General features: G+C 34.4%; 10 protein-coding genes, 9 tRNA genes and 1 pseudogene. All 20 read left to right on the forward strand.

Annotation, left to right across the window (positions count from 1 at the left end; genetic code table 11):
• Positions 1-69 precede the first annotated feature (69 nt).
• The 20 genes and pseudogenes from JCM9152_RS19900 to JCM9152_RS19990 all read left to right on the forward strand — a co-directional run bounded on the left by JCM9152_RS19900 (position 70) and on the right by JCM9152_RS19990 (position 15,754).
• Positions 70-154 (forward strand) — tRNA-Tyr (locus tag JCM9152_RS19900).
• A 4-nt stretch (positions 155-158) separates the two neighbouring features.
• Positions 159-232, forward strand: a tRNA-Trp gene (locus JCM9152_RS19905).
• A gap of 20 nt (positions 233-252) precedes the next feature.
• Positions 253-328, forward strand: a tRNA-His gene (locus JCM9152_RS19910).
• A gap of 6 nt (positions 329-334) precedes the next feature.
• Positions 335-409 (forward strand) — tRNA-Gln (locus JCM9152_RS19915).
• Between the two features lie 4 nt (positions 410-413).
• Positions 414-488, forward strand: a tRNA-Gly gene (locus tag JCM9152_RS19920).
• A gap of 18 nt (positions 489-506) precedes the next feature.
• Positions 507-581, forward strand: a tRNA-Cys gene (locus JCM9152_RS19925).
• 19 nt (positions 582-600) lie between these two features.
• A tRNA-Leu gene (locus JCM9152_RS19930) sits at positions 601-689 on the forward strand.
• 1 nt (position 690) lies between these two features.
• Positions 691-767 (forward strand) — tRNA-Arg (locus JCM9152_RS19935).
• Between the two features lie 154 nt (positions 768-921).
• The gene (locus tag JCM9152_RS19940) at positions 922-1,935 is read left to right on the forward strand and encodes a DUF3231 family protein (RefSeq protein ID WP_035347352.1); all 1,014 of its coding nucleotides are present in this window, start codon (positions 922-924) and stop codon (positions 1,933-1,935) included.
• Positions 1,936-2,098: 163 nt separating this feature from the next.
• A tRNA-Leu gene (locus JCM9152_RS19945) sits at positions 2,099-2,183 on the forward strand.
• Between the two features lie 203 nt (positions 2,184-2,386).
• On the forward strand, positions 2,387-3,277 hold the full coding sequence (locus JCM9152_RS19950) for a tyrosine-type recombinase/integrase (RefSeq protein ID WP_035347353.1): 891 nt from the start codon (positions 2,387-2,389) through the stop codon (positions 3,275-3,277).
• A gap of 176 nt (positions 3,278-3,453) precedes the next feature.
• A complete protein-coding gene (locus JCM9152_RS19955; RefSeq protein ID WP_035347358.1) occupies positions 3,454-4,983 on the forward strand; it encodes a type I restriction-modification system subunit M in 1,530 nt (509 codons plus the stop codon).
• A gap of 12 nt (positions 4,984-4,995) precedes the next feature.
• Positions 4,996-6,231: a restriction endonuclease subunit S gene (locus JCM9152_RS19960; protein WP_052016230.1), complete on the forward strand. Its 1,236-nt coding sequence runs from the start codon at positions 4,996-4,998 to the stop codon at positions 6,229-6,231.
• 46 nt (positions 6,232-6,277) lie between these two features.
• The gene (locus JCM9152_RS19965) at positions 6,278-9,379 is read left to right on the forward strand and encodes a type I restriction endonuclease subunit R (RefSeq protein WP_035347359.1); all 3,102 of its coding nucleotides are present in this window, start codon (positions 6,278-6,280) and stop codon (positions 9,377-9,379) included.
• A 17-nt stretch (positions 9,380-9,396) separates the two neighbouring features.
• Positions 9,397-10,122, forward strand: a complete 726-nt coding sequence (locus tag JCM9152_RS19970; RefSeq protein ID WP_035347360.1) for a M48 family metallopeptidase — start codon at positions 9,397-9,399, stop codon at positions 10,120-10,122.
• Between the two features lie 75 nt (positions 10,123-10,197).
• The gene (locus JCM9152_RS19975) at positions 10,198-11,295 is read left to right on the forward strand and encodes an RES family NAD+ phosphorylase (RefSeq protein WP_035347361.1); all 1,098 of its coding nucleotides are present in this window, start codon (positions 10,198-10,200) and stop codon (positions 11,293-11,295) included.
• A gap of 289 nt (positions 11,296-11,584) precedes the next feature.
• Positions 11,585-12,391, forward strand: a pseudogene (locus JCM9152_RS23815) (RES family NAD+ phosphorylase).
• Between the two features lie 303 nt (positions 12,392-12,694).
• Positions 12,695-12,946: a hypothetical protein gene (locus JCM9152_RS19985; RefSeq protein ID WP_035347364.1), complete on the forward strand. Its 252-nt coding sequence runs from the start codon at positions 12,695-12,697 to the stop codon at positions 12,944-12,946.
• A 789-nt stretch (positions 12,947-13,735) separates the two neighbouring features.
• Positions 13,736-13,924 carry a hypothetical protein gene (locus JCM9152_RS22490; RefSeq protein WP_148296560.1) on the forward strand — a complete coding sequence of 63 codons (189 nt, stop codon included), beginning with the start codon at positions 13,736-13,738 and terminating at the stop codon, positions 13,922-13,924.
• Between the two features lie 759 nt (positions 13,925-14,683).
• Positions 14,684-15,754, forward strand: a complete 1,071-nt coding sequence (locus JCM9152_RS19990) for a DNA sulfur modification protein DndB (RefSeq protein ID WP_035347366.1) — start codon at positions 14,684-14,686, stop codon at positions 15,752-15,754.
• Positions 15,755-15,880 lie beyond the last annotated feature (126 nt).

Raw genomic sequence — 15,880 nt, forward strand, 5'->3', positions numbered from 1 at the left:
TTTTTAACAAATTTCGTTACACATATTGACGAATAAAAATTGATTGTGTAATATAGAAATTGTTGTTTTGGAGGGGTAGCGAAGTGGCTAAACGCGGCGGACTGTAAATCCGCTCCCTCAGGGTTCGGCGGTTCGAATCCGTCCCCCTCCACCATTTTAGGGGCATAGTTTAACGGTAGAACAGAGGTCTCCAAAACCTCCGGTGTGGGTTCGATTCCTACTGCCCCTGCCAATTAATTTAAAAGCTTTGTGGCGGTTGTGGCGAAGTGGTTAACGCATCGGATTGTGGTTCCGACATTCGTGGGTTCGATTCCCATCAGCCGCCCCATATAGTTGGGCTATCGCCAAGCGGTAAGGCAACGGATTTTGATTCCGTCATGCGCAGGTTCGAATCCTGCTAGCCCAGCCATATTGCGGAAGTAGTTCAGTGGTAGAACACCACCTTGCCAAGGTGGGGGTCGCGAGTTCGAATCTCGTCTTCCGCTCCAAAATTGTTAAATGTGATTGGCGGCATAGCCAAGTGGTAAGGCACGGGTCTGCAAAACCCTTATTCCCCGGTTCAAATCCGGGTGCCGCCTCCACAACATATATTTCTGCCTTGCCGGGGTGGTGGAATTGGCAGACACACAGGACTTAAAATCCTGCGGTAGGTGACTACCGTGCCGGTTCAAGTCCGGCCCTCGGCACCATGCGCCCTTAGCTCAGCTGGATAGAGTGTTTGACTACGAATCAAAAGGTCGGGAGTTCGAATCTCTCAGGGCGCGCCATTTTATTTTTATACATATACAAAGCATGGTAAGTATTCACTCTTATCATGCTTTTTTGTGTTTTTAAGGTGGAATAAATTGTTAGGAATCTTTAACAGAACGAGGGTACACTAGGAAAGAGTTTAAACAAACCATTACGTTAGAGGTAGATATCATGACGAAAAAAAATAAAAATATTCGTATATCAGCAGCGGAGTTATCAGAGATATGGACATGTTATATGAATGACAGTATGTTAGTATGTGTGTTGAAATATTTTTCTAATAAAGTAGTGGATCCAGACATCCGACCTGTCATTAATAAGGCATTGAAAGTATCACTAAATCAACTACAGGTTTTAGAGGAGATGTTTAAGAAAGAGAACTATCCGATACCTGTCGGATTCAGTCAAGAACATGATGTTGATATTGACGCCCCACGATTGTATACAGATGGCTATTTCCTTAATTATATAAAGCAAATGGCTCAAATCAGTATGAATAATTATAGTATGGCGATTTCACTAACGGCGCGAGATGATATATATGATTATTTTTCGAAATGCTTTGTAGAATCAAACCAGCTTCATAAAATGGCCATTGACGTCCTTTTATCAAAGGGGCTCTATATCCGACCACCATATTTACTAACACCAGAAGCTGTAGAGTTTGTTGATTCAAAAAGCTTTTTAGCTGGATGGTTTGGTAAACGAAGAGCGTTAACTGGATTAGAAATTTCAAACCTTTATGCCAATATACAGCGTAACGCATTAGGAATCGCAACATTACTTGGATTCGCTCAATCTACTAAATCCAAAGAAATCAAGAAGTTCATGATGAGAGGGAAAGACATTGCCTCTAAGCATGTGGATGTTTTTAGTAAGTTGATGAGGGAGAATGATCTTCCAGTACCGATGACGTGGGATACAGAAGTTACAGAGAATACATCAACTGTCTTCTCTGATAAGCTCATGATGTTCCAAACGACAGCATTGATTGCAACAGGGTTAGGCTATTATGGCATGAGCATGGCAACAAGTCCAAGGCGAGATATAGGAGTTGAATACATACAGCTAATGGGGGAAGTTGCGAAATATTCTGAGGATGGCGCTAAACTGATGATCGAGAATAGATGGTTAGAGACACCACCACAAGCAGCGAATCGAAGAGAATTAGTTGATATGAAATAATATATCCAATGCAATGCTATCTACTGCTGGTAGGTAGTTTTTTTGCAGTCATTCTCGCTATAGGACAAAAAGCTTTGACATAATATTCGAATACGTGTTAAAATATTATTTGTCATGAGTCACGTAAGGAGAGTATTACGATGATTTAGACATTAATTCATGTGCCGGTGTGGCGGAATTGGCAGACGCGCACGACTCAAAATCGTGTTCCTTCTGGAGTGTCGGTTCGACCCCGACCACCGGTACCATACATAGTCGTATCAAGGGTCTTGAGAAGTTACGAAAGATTATATTACCCTTGTAATAATGTAAGTCGTGTGAACTAAAAAATTACTTTTTAGGTTAACACGATTGGTATTAATAAGCATATAACTCCTTTTGCAGTATCTACTGTGAGAGGAGTTTTTTTGTTGGGGAAAATTATAAGATTTGAAGCAGAGGAAAAAAATGGATGGAGGCATTAGAAGAGTTTCTGTATTTAAAACAAGCTCAAGGATTAAGGAAAGCTACGATTACAGGGTATAAAAATCATGAGCAGCATTTCTTTCAAAAGTTCCCTGATAGTTGGCGGTCTTCGGAATTAAAAAAGGCTATTTACGATCATATGTCTGATGATATTAAACCTGCAACATATAACTTACGCTTGATTTATTTACGAGCATTCTTTAATTGGTGTATGGAAGAAGGTTATTTATCACAAAATCCCCTCAATCATTTTAAGAAACGAAAAGCCTCACCCCGTATTGTGGATATACCAGATGAAGCATTACAAAAGTTATTGAACTGTCCTGATGTAACAACATTTTCTGGTTTGAGAGATTATGCATTAATCATGCTTACACTCGATTCGGGAATACGTCCAGCAGAAGCATTTGGTTTAATGAAAGAGGACTTTGATTTATCACATTACATGGTTACGGTTCCCGAACATATCTCAAAAACGAATACACCACGAATATTAAATATGCTTCCTCAGACAGCTAAGGTCATTCATAGTTTGTTAAAAGCACATCCTTCTGATTGGGATAGAAAAACACCAGTCTTTTGCAACAATGAAGGAGAAGTGATGGATAGACATTCATGGAACCGTAGATTAAAGAAATATAGTGATGAAATAGATTTTAAGATTAGACCGTATGATTTGCGTCATGCATTTGCTCTTCGCTTTTTGGGAGGGGGAGGTCATGCATTTGCTTTACAAAGGATTTTAGGACATACAGATATGAGTATGACACGTCGTTATATTCATTTGACTGGTGACGATTTACAAGAAACACATAGGGAAGCAAGTCCTCTTAATTCTCTATTACCAAAAAAGAAAAAAAGAATAAGGAAATTGTAGTATGTAAAAATGGTAAGCGAACAATAGGGTTTTTAACCTTTATTGTTCGTTTTTTTATTAATGTTTACCTCAGTAATAATCTACTATTGCCGTAGAACACTATATTTACTGATCAACAAAATGTAAAATAGAAGGTGGGGAAATACTATAAGAGAAAGTCGAAGGAGAAAAGGAAAATGACTGAAAAAGTAACACAGGACCAAATAAATTCTATACTATGGCAAGCAGCTGATACTTTTCGTGGGAAAATAGACTCAAGTACATATAAGGACTACATCCTAACTATGCTATTTGTTAAGTATCTAAGTGATTCTTTTAAAGAAAATGTGGAAGTGTATACGAAACGTTACGATGGTGATGAACAACGTATTCAGCGTGCATTATCAAGGGAACGTTTTGTGTTAGATGAACATTCAACATTTGAATATCTATATAGTAAACGGAATGATCCAGAAATCGGTGAAATTATCAATAAAGCATTAGAACGCTTAGAGAATGAAAATACAGGGAAACTACGTGGTGTATTCCGTAACATTGATTTCAACTCAGAGTCAACTTTAGGAAAGACAAAAGAAAGAAATGCAATTCTTCGTTCCTTATTAGAGGACTTTAATAAGTTGACGTTAAAACCATCTGTGGTTGGCAATGATGATGTTATCGGTGATGCTTATCAATTTATGATTGAACGTTTTGCTTCTGACGCAGGAAAAAAAGGTGGAGAATTCTATACGCCAACGATGGCTTCTGAATTATTAGCTCGTCTTGTAAAGCCACAAGAAAATGATAGAATTTACGATCCAACGTGTGGGTCTGGCTCTTTATTAATTAAAGTAGCAAACCAAGTGCCTAACAAAAAGGTTGCTATTTATGGACAAGAACGTAACGGAGCAACACACTCATTAGCGTTAATGAATATGTATTTACATGGTATTGATGATGCTAAGTTGGAGTGGGGTGATACGTTAGCTAACCCACTTCATTTAGAAAATGGAAAGCTGATGAAATTCCAAGCGATTGTAGCCAATCCACCTTTCTCATTAGATAAATGGGCTATGGGGTTTTCAGGAGAAGGCGCGAGTGATAAGAAGTTTAAAATGGAAGCAAGTCTTGATCCATATAGACGTTTTGAATGGGGCGTACCACCAAGTTCCAAAGGGGACTATGCCTTTGTTCAACATATGCTTTATTCGTTAGCAGAAAACGGCAGAATGGCGACAATTCTTCCACATGGCGTATTGTTCAGAGGAACAAGTGAAGGCAAAATTCGTCAGCAAATAATTGATATGAACCTGTTAGATGCGGTAATTGGATTACCAGAAGGTTTGTTTTTCGGAACAGGAATTCCAGCATGTATCATGGTGTTCAAGAAAAATCGAACACGAAAAGAAGTTTTATTCATCGATGCATCTGGTGAAGGGAACTACGAAAAGGGGAAAAATCAAAACAAGCTAAGAGAACAGGATATTTCTAAAATCATTGAAACATACGATAAGTGGAAAACGATTGATAAATACTCCTATGTAGCAACAATAGAAGAAATTAAAGAGAATGACTACAACTTAAACATACCTCGTTATGTTGATACATTTGAAGAAGAAGAGCCTGTAGATATGGAGCAAGTGAAAGAGAATATTGCAAATATTAAGCAAGAGCTTCAAGAAGTAGAAGTTGAGATGGAAAATTATTTAAAAGAGCTTGGATTGTAGGTGAATTAAATAGTGAACAATCAAACACAAAAGTCAGGTTCTCTTATTTTCCCAAAAGATTGGGGAATAGTAGAGTTAGGTGATATTATTTCTGAATTGAATTCAGGTGTTAGTGTAAATTCTGACGATTCAAAAGATAATCAAACAAACCTTGGTATATTAAAAACAAGTGCTGTTTCAAAGGGGTATTTTTATCCTAATGAATTTAAAAAAATTAAAAATATTGAAGTCAAAAGAGCAAAGTTAAATCCAAAAAAAGGATCAATAATAATAAGTCGAGCCAACACGCCTGAATTGGTAGGTGAAGTTGGATATGTAGAAAAAGACTATTCTAACCTATTTTTATCAGATAAGCTCTGGCAAAGTAGGTTTAAGAGAAATGTAAATGGAAGATGGTTATCGAGTTTGTTATCTTCAAAGATGATTAAACATGAAATAAGTACCTTAGCAACAGGTACAAGTAGTAGTATGAAAAATATATCAAAGGAAAGTTTTTTAAGTATAAGAATACCATTTCCTAAAATTGAGGAACAAAATAAAATTTCTTCTATACTCTCCACTTGGGACAAGGCAATTAAATTAAAAGAAAAGCTCATTGAACAGAAAAAAGATCAGAAAAAAGGGTTAATGCAAAAGTTGTTAACGGGTGAAGTGAGATTACCAGGATATACAGAAAAATGGGAAAAGGTTGATTTTGGAGAAGTATTGAAATTCTTAAAGAAAGAACCATTATCTGACCCTGATAAATACAATTTACTAACTGTAAAATTACATTTAAAGGGTATTGAGGCAACGGATAAAAAACCTAATACGACAACAAAAGGTAGACCATACTATATGAGAAAGCCAAATGAATTGTTGATTGGAAGGCAAAACTTTCATAATGGTGGTATAGGGTTAGTTCCAGAAAATATGAAGGGATATATAGCTTCTAACGCAATTAGTAGTTTGAAAGCAAAAAAAGGTAACTTAAAGTTTTATTATTATTACTTATCTAATACTAATTTTTATCAAAAAGTTGAATATTTAATTGGCGGAACCGGACAGAAGGAAATATCTGAATCCATGTTGAAGAAACTTAAGCTCTTTATACCACTAAATGTTAATGAACAAAATGAAATTGCGAAGATTATATCAACTTCAGATGATGAGATAACCTTATTAGAAAATGAATTATTACAATTTAAAAACCAAAAACAAGGTCTTATGCAACTTCTTATAACAGGAAAAGTTCGGGTAAAGGTCTAACTCCTTTACTCCTTTTCCCTTATCTTTACTACAGAGGGGGGTAATCGTGTCAAATAGGCAAAGTTATGATGAACTAACGATAAGCCAACAGCCTGCCATTGAAGTGCTAACAGGTTTAGGCTATAACTATATAACAGCTGAACAAGCAGATCAAATGCGTGGCAATCTCTATAATGTTTTATTGAGAACGGTATTGGAAAAGAAATTGAAAGAATTAAATTCCTATGAGTATAAAGGTGTTACCTATTCTTTTAGCGACAATAACATCAACCAAGCGATTCGTGATTTAGATGAACCATTAACAAACGGACTTGTGAAAACAAACGAGAGTATCTATGAAACTTTGATGCTTGGTCGAAGTTATACTGAGTTTTTACCAGATGGCTCAAAGAAGTCATTTACGATTCAATTTGTAGATTGGGAAACCATAGAAAATAATGTTTTTCATGTAGTAGAGGAATTTTCTGTTGAGCGTGAAGATGGACGTGGCAATGCTCGCCCTGACATTGTCCTCTTTGCGAATGGCATTCCGTTTGCTGTCATTGAATGTAAACGTTCTTCAATCAACGTGGGGCAAGGTATTGAGCAAATGATTCGCAACCAAGGAAAAGATTATATTCCTCAACTGTTTAAGTTTGTACAAATCGTAATGGCAACCAATAAGAATGAAACGCAATATGCAACATGTAATACCCCAAAGAAATTCTGGTCGGTTTGGAAAGAAGAAAAAGAAGATTGGTTAAATGAGCATATTGAAAAAACGATAAACAACCGTCTGCCTACCACTCAAGATAAAAACATCATTTCTTTATTCCAACCAGAACGCTTATTAGAGCTAACACATTTTTTTATTCTTTTTGATAAAGATGTTAAAAAGGTTACTCGCTATCAGCAATATTTTGCAATCAAGGAGATTATGAAAACAATTGAAGAACATGACGAAAATGGTAATCGACAGTCAGGTGTCATCTGGCACACACAAGGTTCAGGTAAATCGTTAACGATGGTCATGCTTGCAAAGTTTATTTTAGCTGAATTAATGAAACATGATCCAAAGGTTGTTGTAGTTACAGACCGAGTGGAATTAGATAAACAAATTCATAAAACCTTTAATCATACAAGGCTAAAAGCAAGCAGGGCAACAACAGGAGCACATTTGATTGAATTGATTAACAATAATAACGCTGATGTTGTCACAACATTAGTTCATAAATTTGATACAGCATCTACAAAGCAAAAGCCGATTGAATCAAAGGACATCTTTGTTCTTGTCGATGAAAGTCATAGAACACAGTATGGTGAACTCCATATTAAAATGAAAAAGGTATTTCCGAACGCTTGTTATCTCGGATTTACGGGAACACCTTTAATGAAAAAAGAAAAGAGTACCATGATTAAATTTGGTAAGCTCATTCACACGTACACGATTGCAGATGGTGTAAAGGATAAAGCTATTTTACCGTTACTGTACGAAGGGAAGATGGTTGATCAAACGGTCAATCAAAGGGCAATAGATAATCGCTTAGAAATGATTACCCGTAATCTCAATGAGAAGCAAAAAGATGAAGTAATGAAAAAGTGGAGCAAGTTTGAACGTATTGCTTCCTCTAACCAACGAATAAGTATGATTGCTTTTGATATTAACCAACATTTTTTTGATAATTATAAAACACAAGGTACGCAGTTTAAAGCTATGCTTGCAACTAATAGCAAAATCGAAGCCATTCGGTACTTAGAAGCTTTTGAAGAACTTGATGACTTGAATTGTGCGGTTGTTATTTCTCCACCTGATCAACGTGAAGGGCACGATGCTGTTGATGAGGAATCAAGGAACAAAGTATTAAACTTCTGGAAGAAAATGATGAATCGTTACGGAAACGAAGAAGCCTATGAAGATGCCATTAAGGAAGAATTCATTCATGGTGATGAAATTGATTTACTTATTGTTGTTGATAAGTTATTAACGGGCTTTGATGCCCCACGTGCGACCATATTATATATAGATAAACCAATGAAGGAACATACGCTGCTTCAAGCTATTGCAAGGGTAAATAGATTATATGAAGGAAAAGATTTTGGCTACATTATTGACTATCGAGGTTTGTTAGACAAGCTGGATCAAGCATTAGAAATGTATTCGGGAGCAGGTTTGGAAAATTTTGATCCGAACGATTTAAAGGGTTCTTTGTATGATGTTATTAGTATTATCGGTTCCCTACGACAGTATCATTCAGATTTACTACAAATTTTTGCTCCTATTAAGAACAAGAAGGATAATGAAGAGTATGAAGTCTTATTGGAAGATGAAGAATTAAGGGAAGAATTTTACGGAGTTCTAAGTAAGTTTGGACGAAATCTTGGTATAGCCTTAGAATCAGAAAAGGTTTATAATGCCTTCCCTCAACAAGAATTACATACGTATAAAAAAGACTTAAAGATTTTCCAAGAGTTACGTAAGAGTGTAAAGCTTCGTTATTCTGATACGATTGATCATAAAGAGTACGAAGCTAAAATGCAAAAGTTAATGGATAACTATATTGCAGCAGAAGATATTATACGTGTAACTAATCCTGTAGATATTTTAAATGAAAAAGCATTTGAAGAAGAGTTGGAACGATTGGAGTCAAAACGAGCAAAAGCTGATGCGATCCGTACACGATTAACGAAAAGTGTGAATGCAAAATGGGATGAAAACCCTGCCTATTACAAGAAGTTCTCTGAAAGAATTCGTGAGGCAATCGAAGCCTATAAAGAAAAACGAATTTCTGAAGCAGAATATCTAAACAAAATGAAAGACATCATGAACGAATATCGAAAAGGGGAGCCTGTTGATGATTTTCCACAAGTCATAAAAGAAAACCAAACGGCTCAAGCTTTTTATGGTGTTACAAAAGAAATTATGAATGAAGTAAAAGAAAACGCAGTATCTTATGAAACTTTGGGAAGTTTGTCTTTGAAAATGGATGAAATCATCCAAGAGTATACGAAAATAGATTGGCACGACAATATTCAAGTACACAACAAAATTGCTCAGGAGTTAGATGATCTACTTTATGATTTTTCGAAAGAAAATAATATTGATTTAAGTTTAGATCAAGCAGATAAAATCATAGAGCAAATTAAGACAGTAGCATTAAGACGTTATTAAGGTTAGGGTGAAACACCATGGAGAAACACCAAATTAAATACGGTGATAAATGGATTGAATTTGAGTTAGATAGAAAGAACGTTAAAAACGTTAACCTTAATATTAAACCAGATATGACGATTACCGTATCAGCAAGCGAGAAAGTTCCACTTGATTTTATTTATAGTTTTGTTAAAGGTAAGGGAGCTTGGATTAAGAAACACGTCAAAAACTTTAAAAATATCCAACCTTACAAACAAAGTGAACGAGAATATGTTAGTGGAGAATCGTTTAAGTACCTTGGCAAGCAATATCGTCTACGGGTTAAGCCAGTTGAGCAGGAAGAAGGAGTAAAATACTTTCGAGGCTTTATATACTTATATGTTAAAGACCAAACCAACTACAGTCGAAAAGCTAAACTAATGGAAGAATGGTATCGAACCAAAGCACGCAGTACATTTAATCAATCACTATCAAAAGTATATCCACTTATCGAGAAATACGGAGTAGATAAGCCTGAAGTAGAGCTGCGAACGATGAAAGCACGTTGGGGATCCGCTTTAATTGACACGAATACCATTCTTCTTAACACCGAACTAATCAAAGCACCAAAGCATTGTATTGAATATGTCGTGCTTCACGAACTTATTCACTTTAAATTTAACGATCACAGCGATTGCTTTTATAAAATGTTGTATTCTCTAATGCCAGATTGGGAGAAGAGAAAGTTGATTTTGGATGAAGAGGTTGTGAGGGAATTATAATTTATACAGCTACTTCAGTATTATTAAAAGCGGATTGTTACTTCAATATATTAATAAAATGAAGGGATATAAAAAATGAAATGTTGTGAAAATTGTTTTGATGATGAGTTCTTAATAAAGGAAGTTCAGGAAATTGGAAAAATAGGAGATTGTGATTATTGTGGTGAATTAAATGTCTACACAATAAATATAAAATTGCTAAATGAGCATTTTTCTAAAGTGATAAAATTATATACTCCCACAGAAGCATATGAACACTATGACCCAGAAGTAGACCATCCCTTGGAAGTGGGAGTATCCTTAATTACTTTAATTAACGAAGACTGGTGTATTTTCTCTAAAAAAATCCAGAATCATGAAATAGATTATACATTACTTTTTGATATATTGAATTCGAATGAAAATGGTAGATATTACAATCCCGAAGAAATATATTCGAAGGTAAAAGAGGGAGTTTTTTATAAAGACCCACTAATGGAATGGGAAATTTATTGGTCCGAACTCAAAAAAGAACTAAAACATGAAAATAGATTTTTTCCTTTTTTTGATATAAATAATGATCTATTAGAAATTCTTAAATATCGTGAACGTTGTTTAGTAAATGGAGATATATTATTTAGAGCAAGATTGGGTAATAATCCAAAAGACAAAATGTTGGCTCCTCCAGCCAACTTAGCGAAATCTGGAAGAGCAAATCCCCATGGAATAAGTTATTTATACTGTGGAGAAGATGAAGAGACGTGTGTTGCAGAGATTCGTCCATGGAAAGGAGCTAAAATTACAATAGCTTCATTACAAGTAAATAAAAACTTAACATTAATAGATTTAAGTAATAAAGAAATTTCCCCTTTTATACTTGAATCTACTGAAGAAATATTAGCTCTTGAAACTTTAATCACTCAATTTGCACAGGAATTAAGTACCCCTGTTGATCCGTCAAATTCAGAAATTGAATATTTACCAACGCAATATTTAACAGAATTAATTAAAGCGAGGGGGTATGATGGTATATTTTTTAAAAGTGCCATGGGACCTGGTTTTAATGTAGTTTTATTTAATGAGAAGAATGTTAAAGTAATAAATACTAAGACAATAAGTGTTAATGACATTCTATATGATTTTGGTCAAAATAGTATCTTTGATGAAGAAGACTTTTCCCTTACTATAAAATAAAAAAGGGGGGATAAACCTGAAATGCTGTGAAGAATGCTTTGAAGAGTTATTTTTAGTAAATATTATTAGAAGAAATAATGAACTGGGAAATTGTGATTACTGTGGGGAAGAGGACATATTTATTATTGATATTGGAGAACTTACCCCATATTTTGATAAGTTCTTAAAACATTATGTGAGTACAGAACCCTATGAATATTATCATCCTGAAATTCATGATGACCCAAGTGAATTTGGTGAAAAGCTTATTAATCTGATTAATGAAGACTGGAATATATTTGCTTATGACATGGTGGGAATTGGAACGGACGAAACATTATTATTTGATATATTGAATAATAATAAACCTTTGGAACCTGGAGGTTATATAGACCCACTTAATCTATATTCAAGAATTACGGAATCGTTTACTTTCGTTCATCCATTAGAAGGTTGGGAAGAAGGGTGGGCTTCTTTTAAAGAAGAGTTAAAACATACTAATAGATTTTTTCCAAGTACAAAGAACGATGTATTAAATGAAAGCTTTAATGATGTTTTAAAATATCGTACAACTTATTTAACAAAAGGATTAAATTTATATAGAGCAAGATTGGGTAAGCAAGCAATAGATAAAATGAAGGCTCCACCTGTCTATTTAGCTAAATCAGGAAGAGCTAATCCTCATGGTATAAGTTATTTATACTGTGCAACCGATGAACCTACGTGTGTTGCAGAAATCCGACCGTGGAAAGGAGCAAATATAACAGTAACAGAATTAAATCTTAATACTGAGTTAAAAATTGTTAATTTGTTAAAAGGACAACTCTGTCCATTCCTATTCCAATCACCTTTTAAAGTATTATAAATAGATAAGCTGTTGACTTATTTTGCAATAGAGTTAAGTACACCAGTTGATCCTGATAAATCAAAAATCGAGTACTTACCCACTCAGTACATAAGCGAATACATTAAATCAAGAGGGTTTGATGGAATTATGTTTAATAGCGCAATGGGCTCTGGATTTAATATTGTTTTATTTAATGAAAATAAAGCAGAAATTAAGAAGATAGAAACCTTTGTATTAAATAATATCATTTATGATTACGATTATGAATGAAAGGATCGGTTGAGCAGGTCGCCGATCCTTTTGTTATTTCTTTTTTTGCTAATAAGACTACAGTAAGCAGTATTGCTGAACAGATTAAACTTAATATGTTAAAATTAGGTAAGATCACTAATTTTAGAAGGGGCTGAATGGTTAGCGACTGATTTCGATGCTAAGGATAAATTCATTGAATTAAGGGCTAAGGGATATTCATTTAATTGTATTTCTGAGGAGTTAGGAACGTCAAAACCAACCTTAATTAAGTGGTCACGAGACTTAGAAATTGCTAATCGAAAAGCACTATATCTGGAGGAAATGAAAGAAAAACGATTTGTGTCAAAACAAAAGCGAATTGAAGCATATTCCTCACAAGTCGAACGAATAATGGATGAAATTAATAAGAGAGATTTAGCTGAAGTTCCGAGTGAAAAGTTATTTGATACGTTACTTAAATATCTTGAATTGTTGAAGAAAGAGGAGCAAGACATTTCATTTTATGAAAAAAATGATGATATACACCAAATGTTAGACAGTAATTTTAATCAGACTTATGAGTGGAAAGCATAATATTTTACCAATTTTTTTACCGTAATTTTAACTTTTTAAGTAAGGGGGAAGTCCCCCTCTTTTGTATTAAACGACAGGCACAACAAAACTACCATTTGTAGACACCCCAGGTTTAAGCCTCATCTCTACCAGAGAGAAAAGAAGTGAACTATTTATACGCAGAGGCAGATCGTGTTTCTGTACGCGCGACGGGGGACGAAAAGCCATGAGGTTTGTCATGCCAATATTCATGAAGGATGGGGAAACGGGTATCACTGAAAAATCAAAACTTCATTATGACAACAAAGTCAATGGATAATTTTTGAAAAAAAGTACAAGCATTCCGCTCAACACTATTTGTTAGAACACACACAGATTATTACAAATAGCGATGGAGGCCAGGGGTATAGCGCTGAGAGGTTCCAAGTAGCCTTTTCCCAGTACTCAATATGTTGTCTTAACTAACTTGATTCCTATCACGTTGCACAGTCTTTAAATCGGATGTTAGGCAAAGAGAAGAGTGAGTGTAAGGATGAAATTAGAAAGGCATTGAAACAGCATGATTTGCAAACATTCATGCTTTGGCTAGATACATATGAGAATACATTCGAAGAAGAGATGCGAATTGAAAAATACATATATGTCGGACCTATATTTAACAAAATCGGAATCGTATCTTTGATTGCGTGAGGAACTGGAAAACGTACTAGAAGATGCACGGGGCTTAGGAGCCATGGAGTCCAATCAGCGTCACATTTCCTTCTGTATGAAAAAGCGTGGAATGCATGGAGTCCTGAGGGCAGCGAAGCGATGGTGAAAGTCAAGCAAGGCATCATCAATGACACATTGCGTACGGTTTATCTTAAGTCCCAGCAACGAAGTAAACGGAAACAGCGAGAAGTAGAAAAGGACGTTCGATTGGCTCAAATTTTACGTAAGTCGACACGCCCATCGGTTGGGACAAAGCAAGGCTCTATTAGCCTGTATACTGCTCACTAAACCGCAATGGGAAACCTGATGAAGAGTTTTCAATGATATCTTTGATTTTTTGTCAGGTTTTTGGTTGTAGAAAGTGACAAAAAAAATTAAGGTCAGCAAGCGATAGCGCGGTAGCCACGAAAAGTGTACAAAAATAGAGTGCTGGAAGTATTGGTATTAAACCTATGCCGCGAAAGATTTGATACATACGCAAATGGAGATTTATAAGCAAGTAACTGTCAAGTTATATATAATTAATTTTAAGCAGAATTAAGTTAGAGTGCCTGTTGGCCGGTAGACTGAAATCATGATATTCATGCAGCCAAAATCCCTAAAATTAAATTACAAGCTATCTAAAAACATAATAGATAGAGAAAATGATTAATATGTTTATCTACGCCTAGAGGGAAAGTGCAAATTAAACTAACAAGGGGAAATGATTAATTCTTCCATTTGTGGATTGGGGATAATCGAACAAGTCCAGGTATTTTTCGGTTATTTAACAGCAACAACAAAGCTACTCAAAAATTAACGAATTATTAATGAAGAGAATAAAATATCATACTTAACAATAAATTAATTACTATTCTAATTCTACCTATTGGGTAACACCTATAACTATTTTTAGACCAATTAAGAACCATATTTATATTAATAACTAAAACAATAAGTAATAAAACGTTATTATTGTTACCAAGAGCACAAAAATGATTACACAAATAATAATTTAATGTATAATAGACCCTAGAAAGATTTTTTATAGAGAGCGGGAGGCCAAAAATGGACTTAAGTACAATTAAAAGAAAAACTAGCAACTATTTAACTTTAAAAGGAGTAAAATCAGAACAATTCTCTTATAAAGTAATCTCAATACAATGTACGGTAAACGAAGTACTGAAATTTCTTGAAATAGACCAAGAGGTACAGCGCCAATCTGATGAAAATAAGATATCAAGTATAAAAAAATATATTCAATACGGACTAGAAGGAAATGAAATATACTTTCCACCATTAATATTTTCTGCAAGAGGTCAAGGGAAATATGAAGAAAATAAGTATGAATACCAGCTTTCATCAGACGAACGCTTAGTTATATTGGATGGTCAACACAGAGTAAAAGCTTTCGAAGTCTTAAAAAGACAACTAATTACGCAGAAAGATTCAGTTAATATAGATAAGGTCAATAATTTTCCGTTAACAATTCAAGTTTATACTGATTTAACTATAGAACAAGAACGCCAATTATTTACTGATATAAATTCGAATACATCACCAGTTAATAACACTTTGTTAATTATGTATAAAGAAAGTGATTTATACGGAAAGATGGTTAGAGAACTAGTGTTTAATCATCCTACTATACCAGAAGAACTTTTTGAAACTAGACTTAAAGCAACTAGGACTAAACTCGTTACTGCAGCAACTTTATATTTAACATCAATTGCGTTGAATGATGGTGGGTTAAATAAACAGTCAAAGAAAACAATTGAACATACAAATTATAATGAATATAAATCTAAAACTGAAAAATTTCTTACTTTGTTAAGAAAACATGCTCCAGTTGATGCGTTAGACAGAGATAAATATGTAATTTTTTATCCGAATGTCATTTTAGGTATTGCTAAATTTGTACATTCTGCACAACTACGTTATCCAAATGTTTCAATGGAAGAACTACTTGATAAATCAATCGGTAAAGTTAATTGGTCTCATAAAAATAAAGAATTCGATAAATTAGCCACTAATTACAATGTTACCACAAGAAAATATAAGTTTGGGACTAGAGGGAAAACTGCAAATAACATTACTAACTATTTATTAAAAATTTACAAAAAAGCAGAAAGGGTTTAACTATGGAGACAATAAAAATATTAGGTAATATTGATATTATAAATAACAACAAAGAAAAAGGAATGTTGTCATCACAAATTAAAGTAAAAGACATTTTAAAACTATATAAAATAGATAAAAATATAA

Source organism: Halalkalibacter hemicellulosilyticusJCM 9152, assembly GCF_000513115.1.
GTDB lineage: Bacteria > Bacillota > Bacilli > Bacillales > Bacillaceae_D > Halalkalibacter > Halalkalibacter hemicellulosilyticus.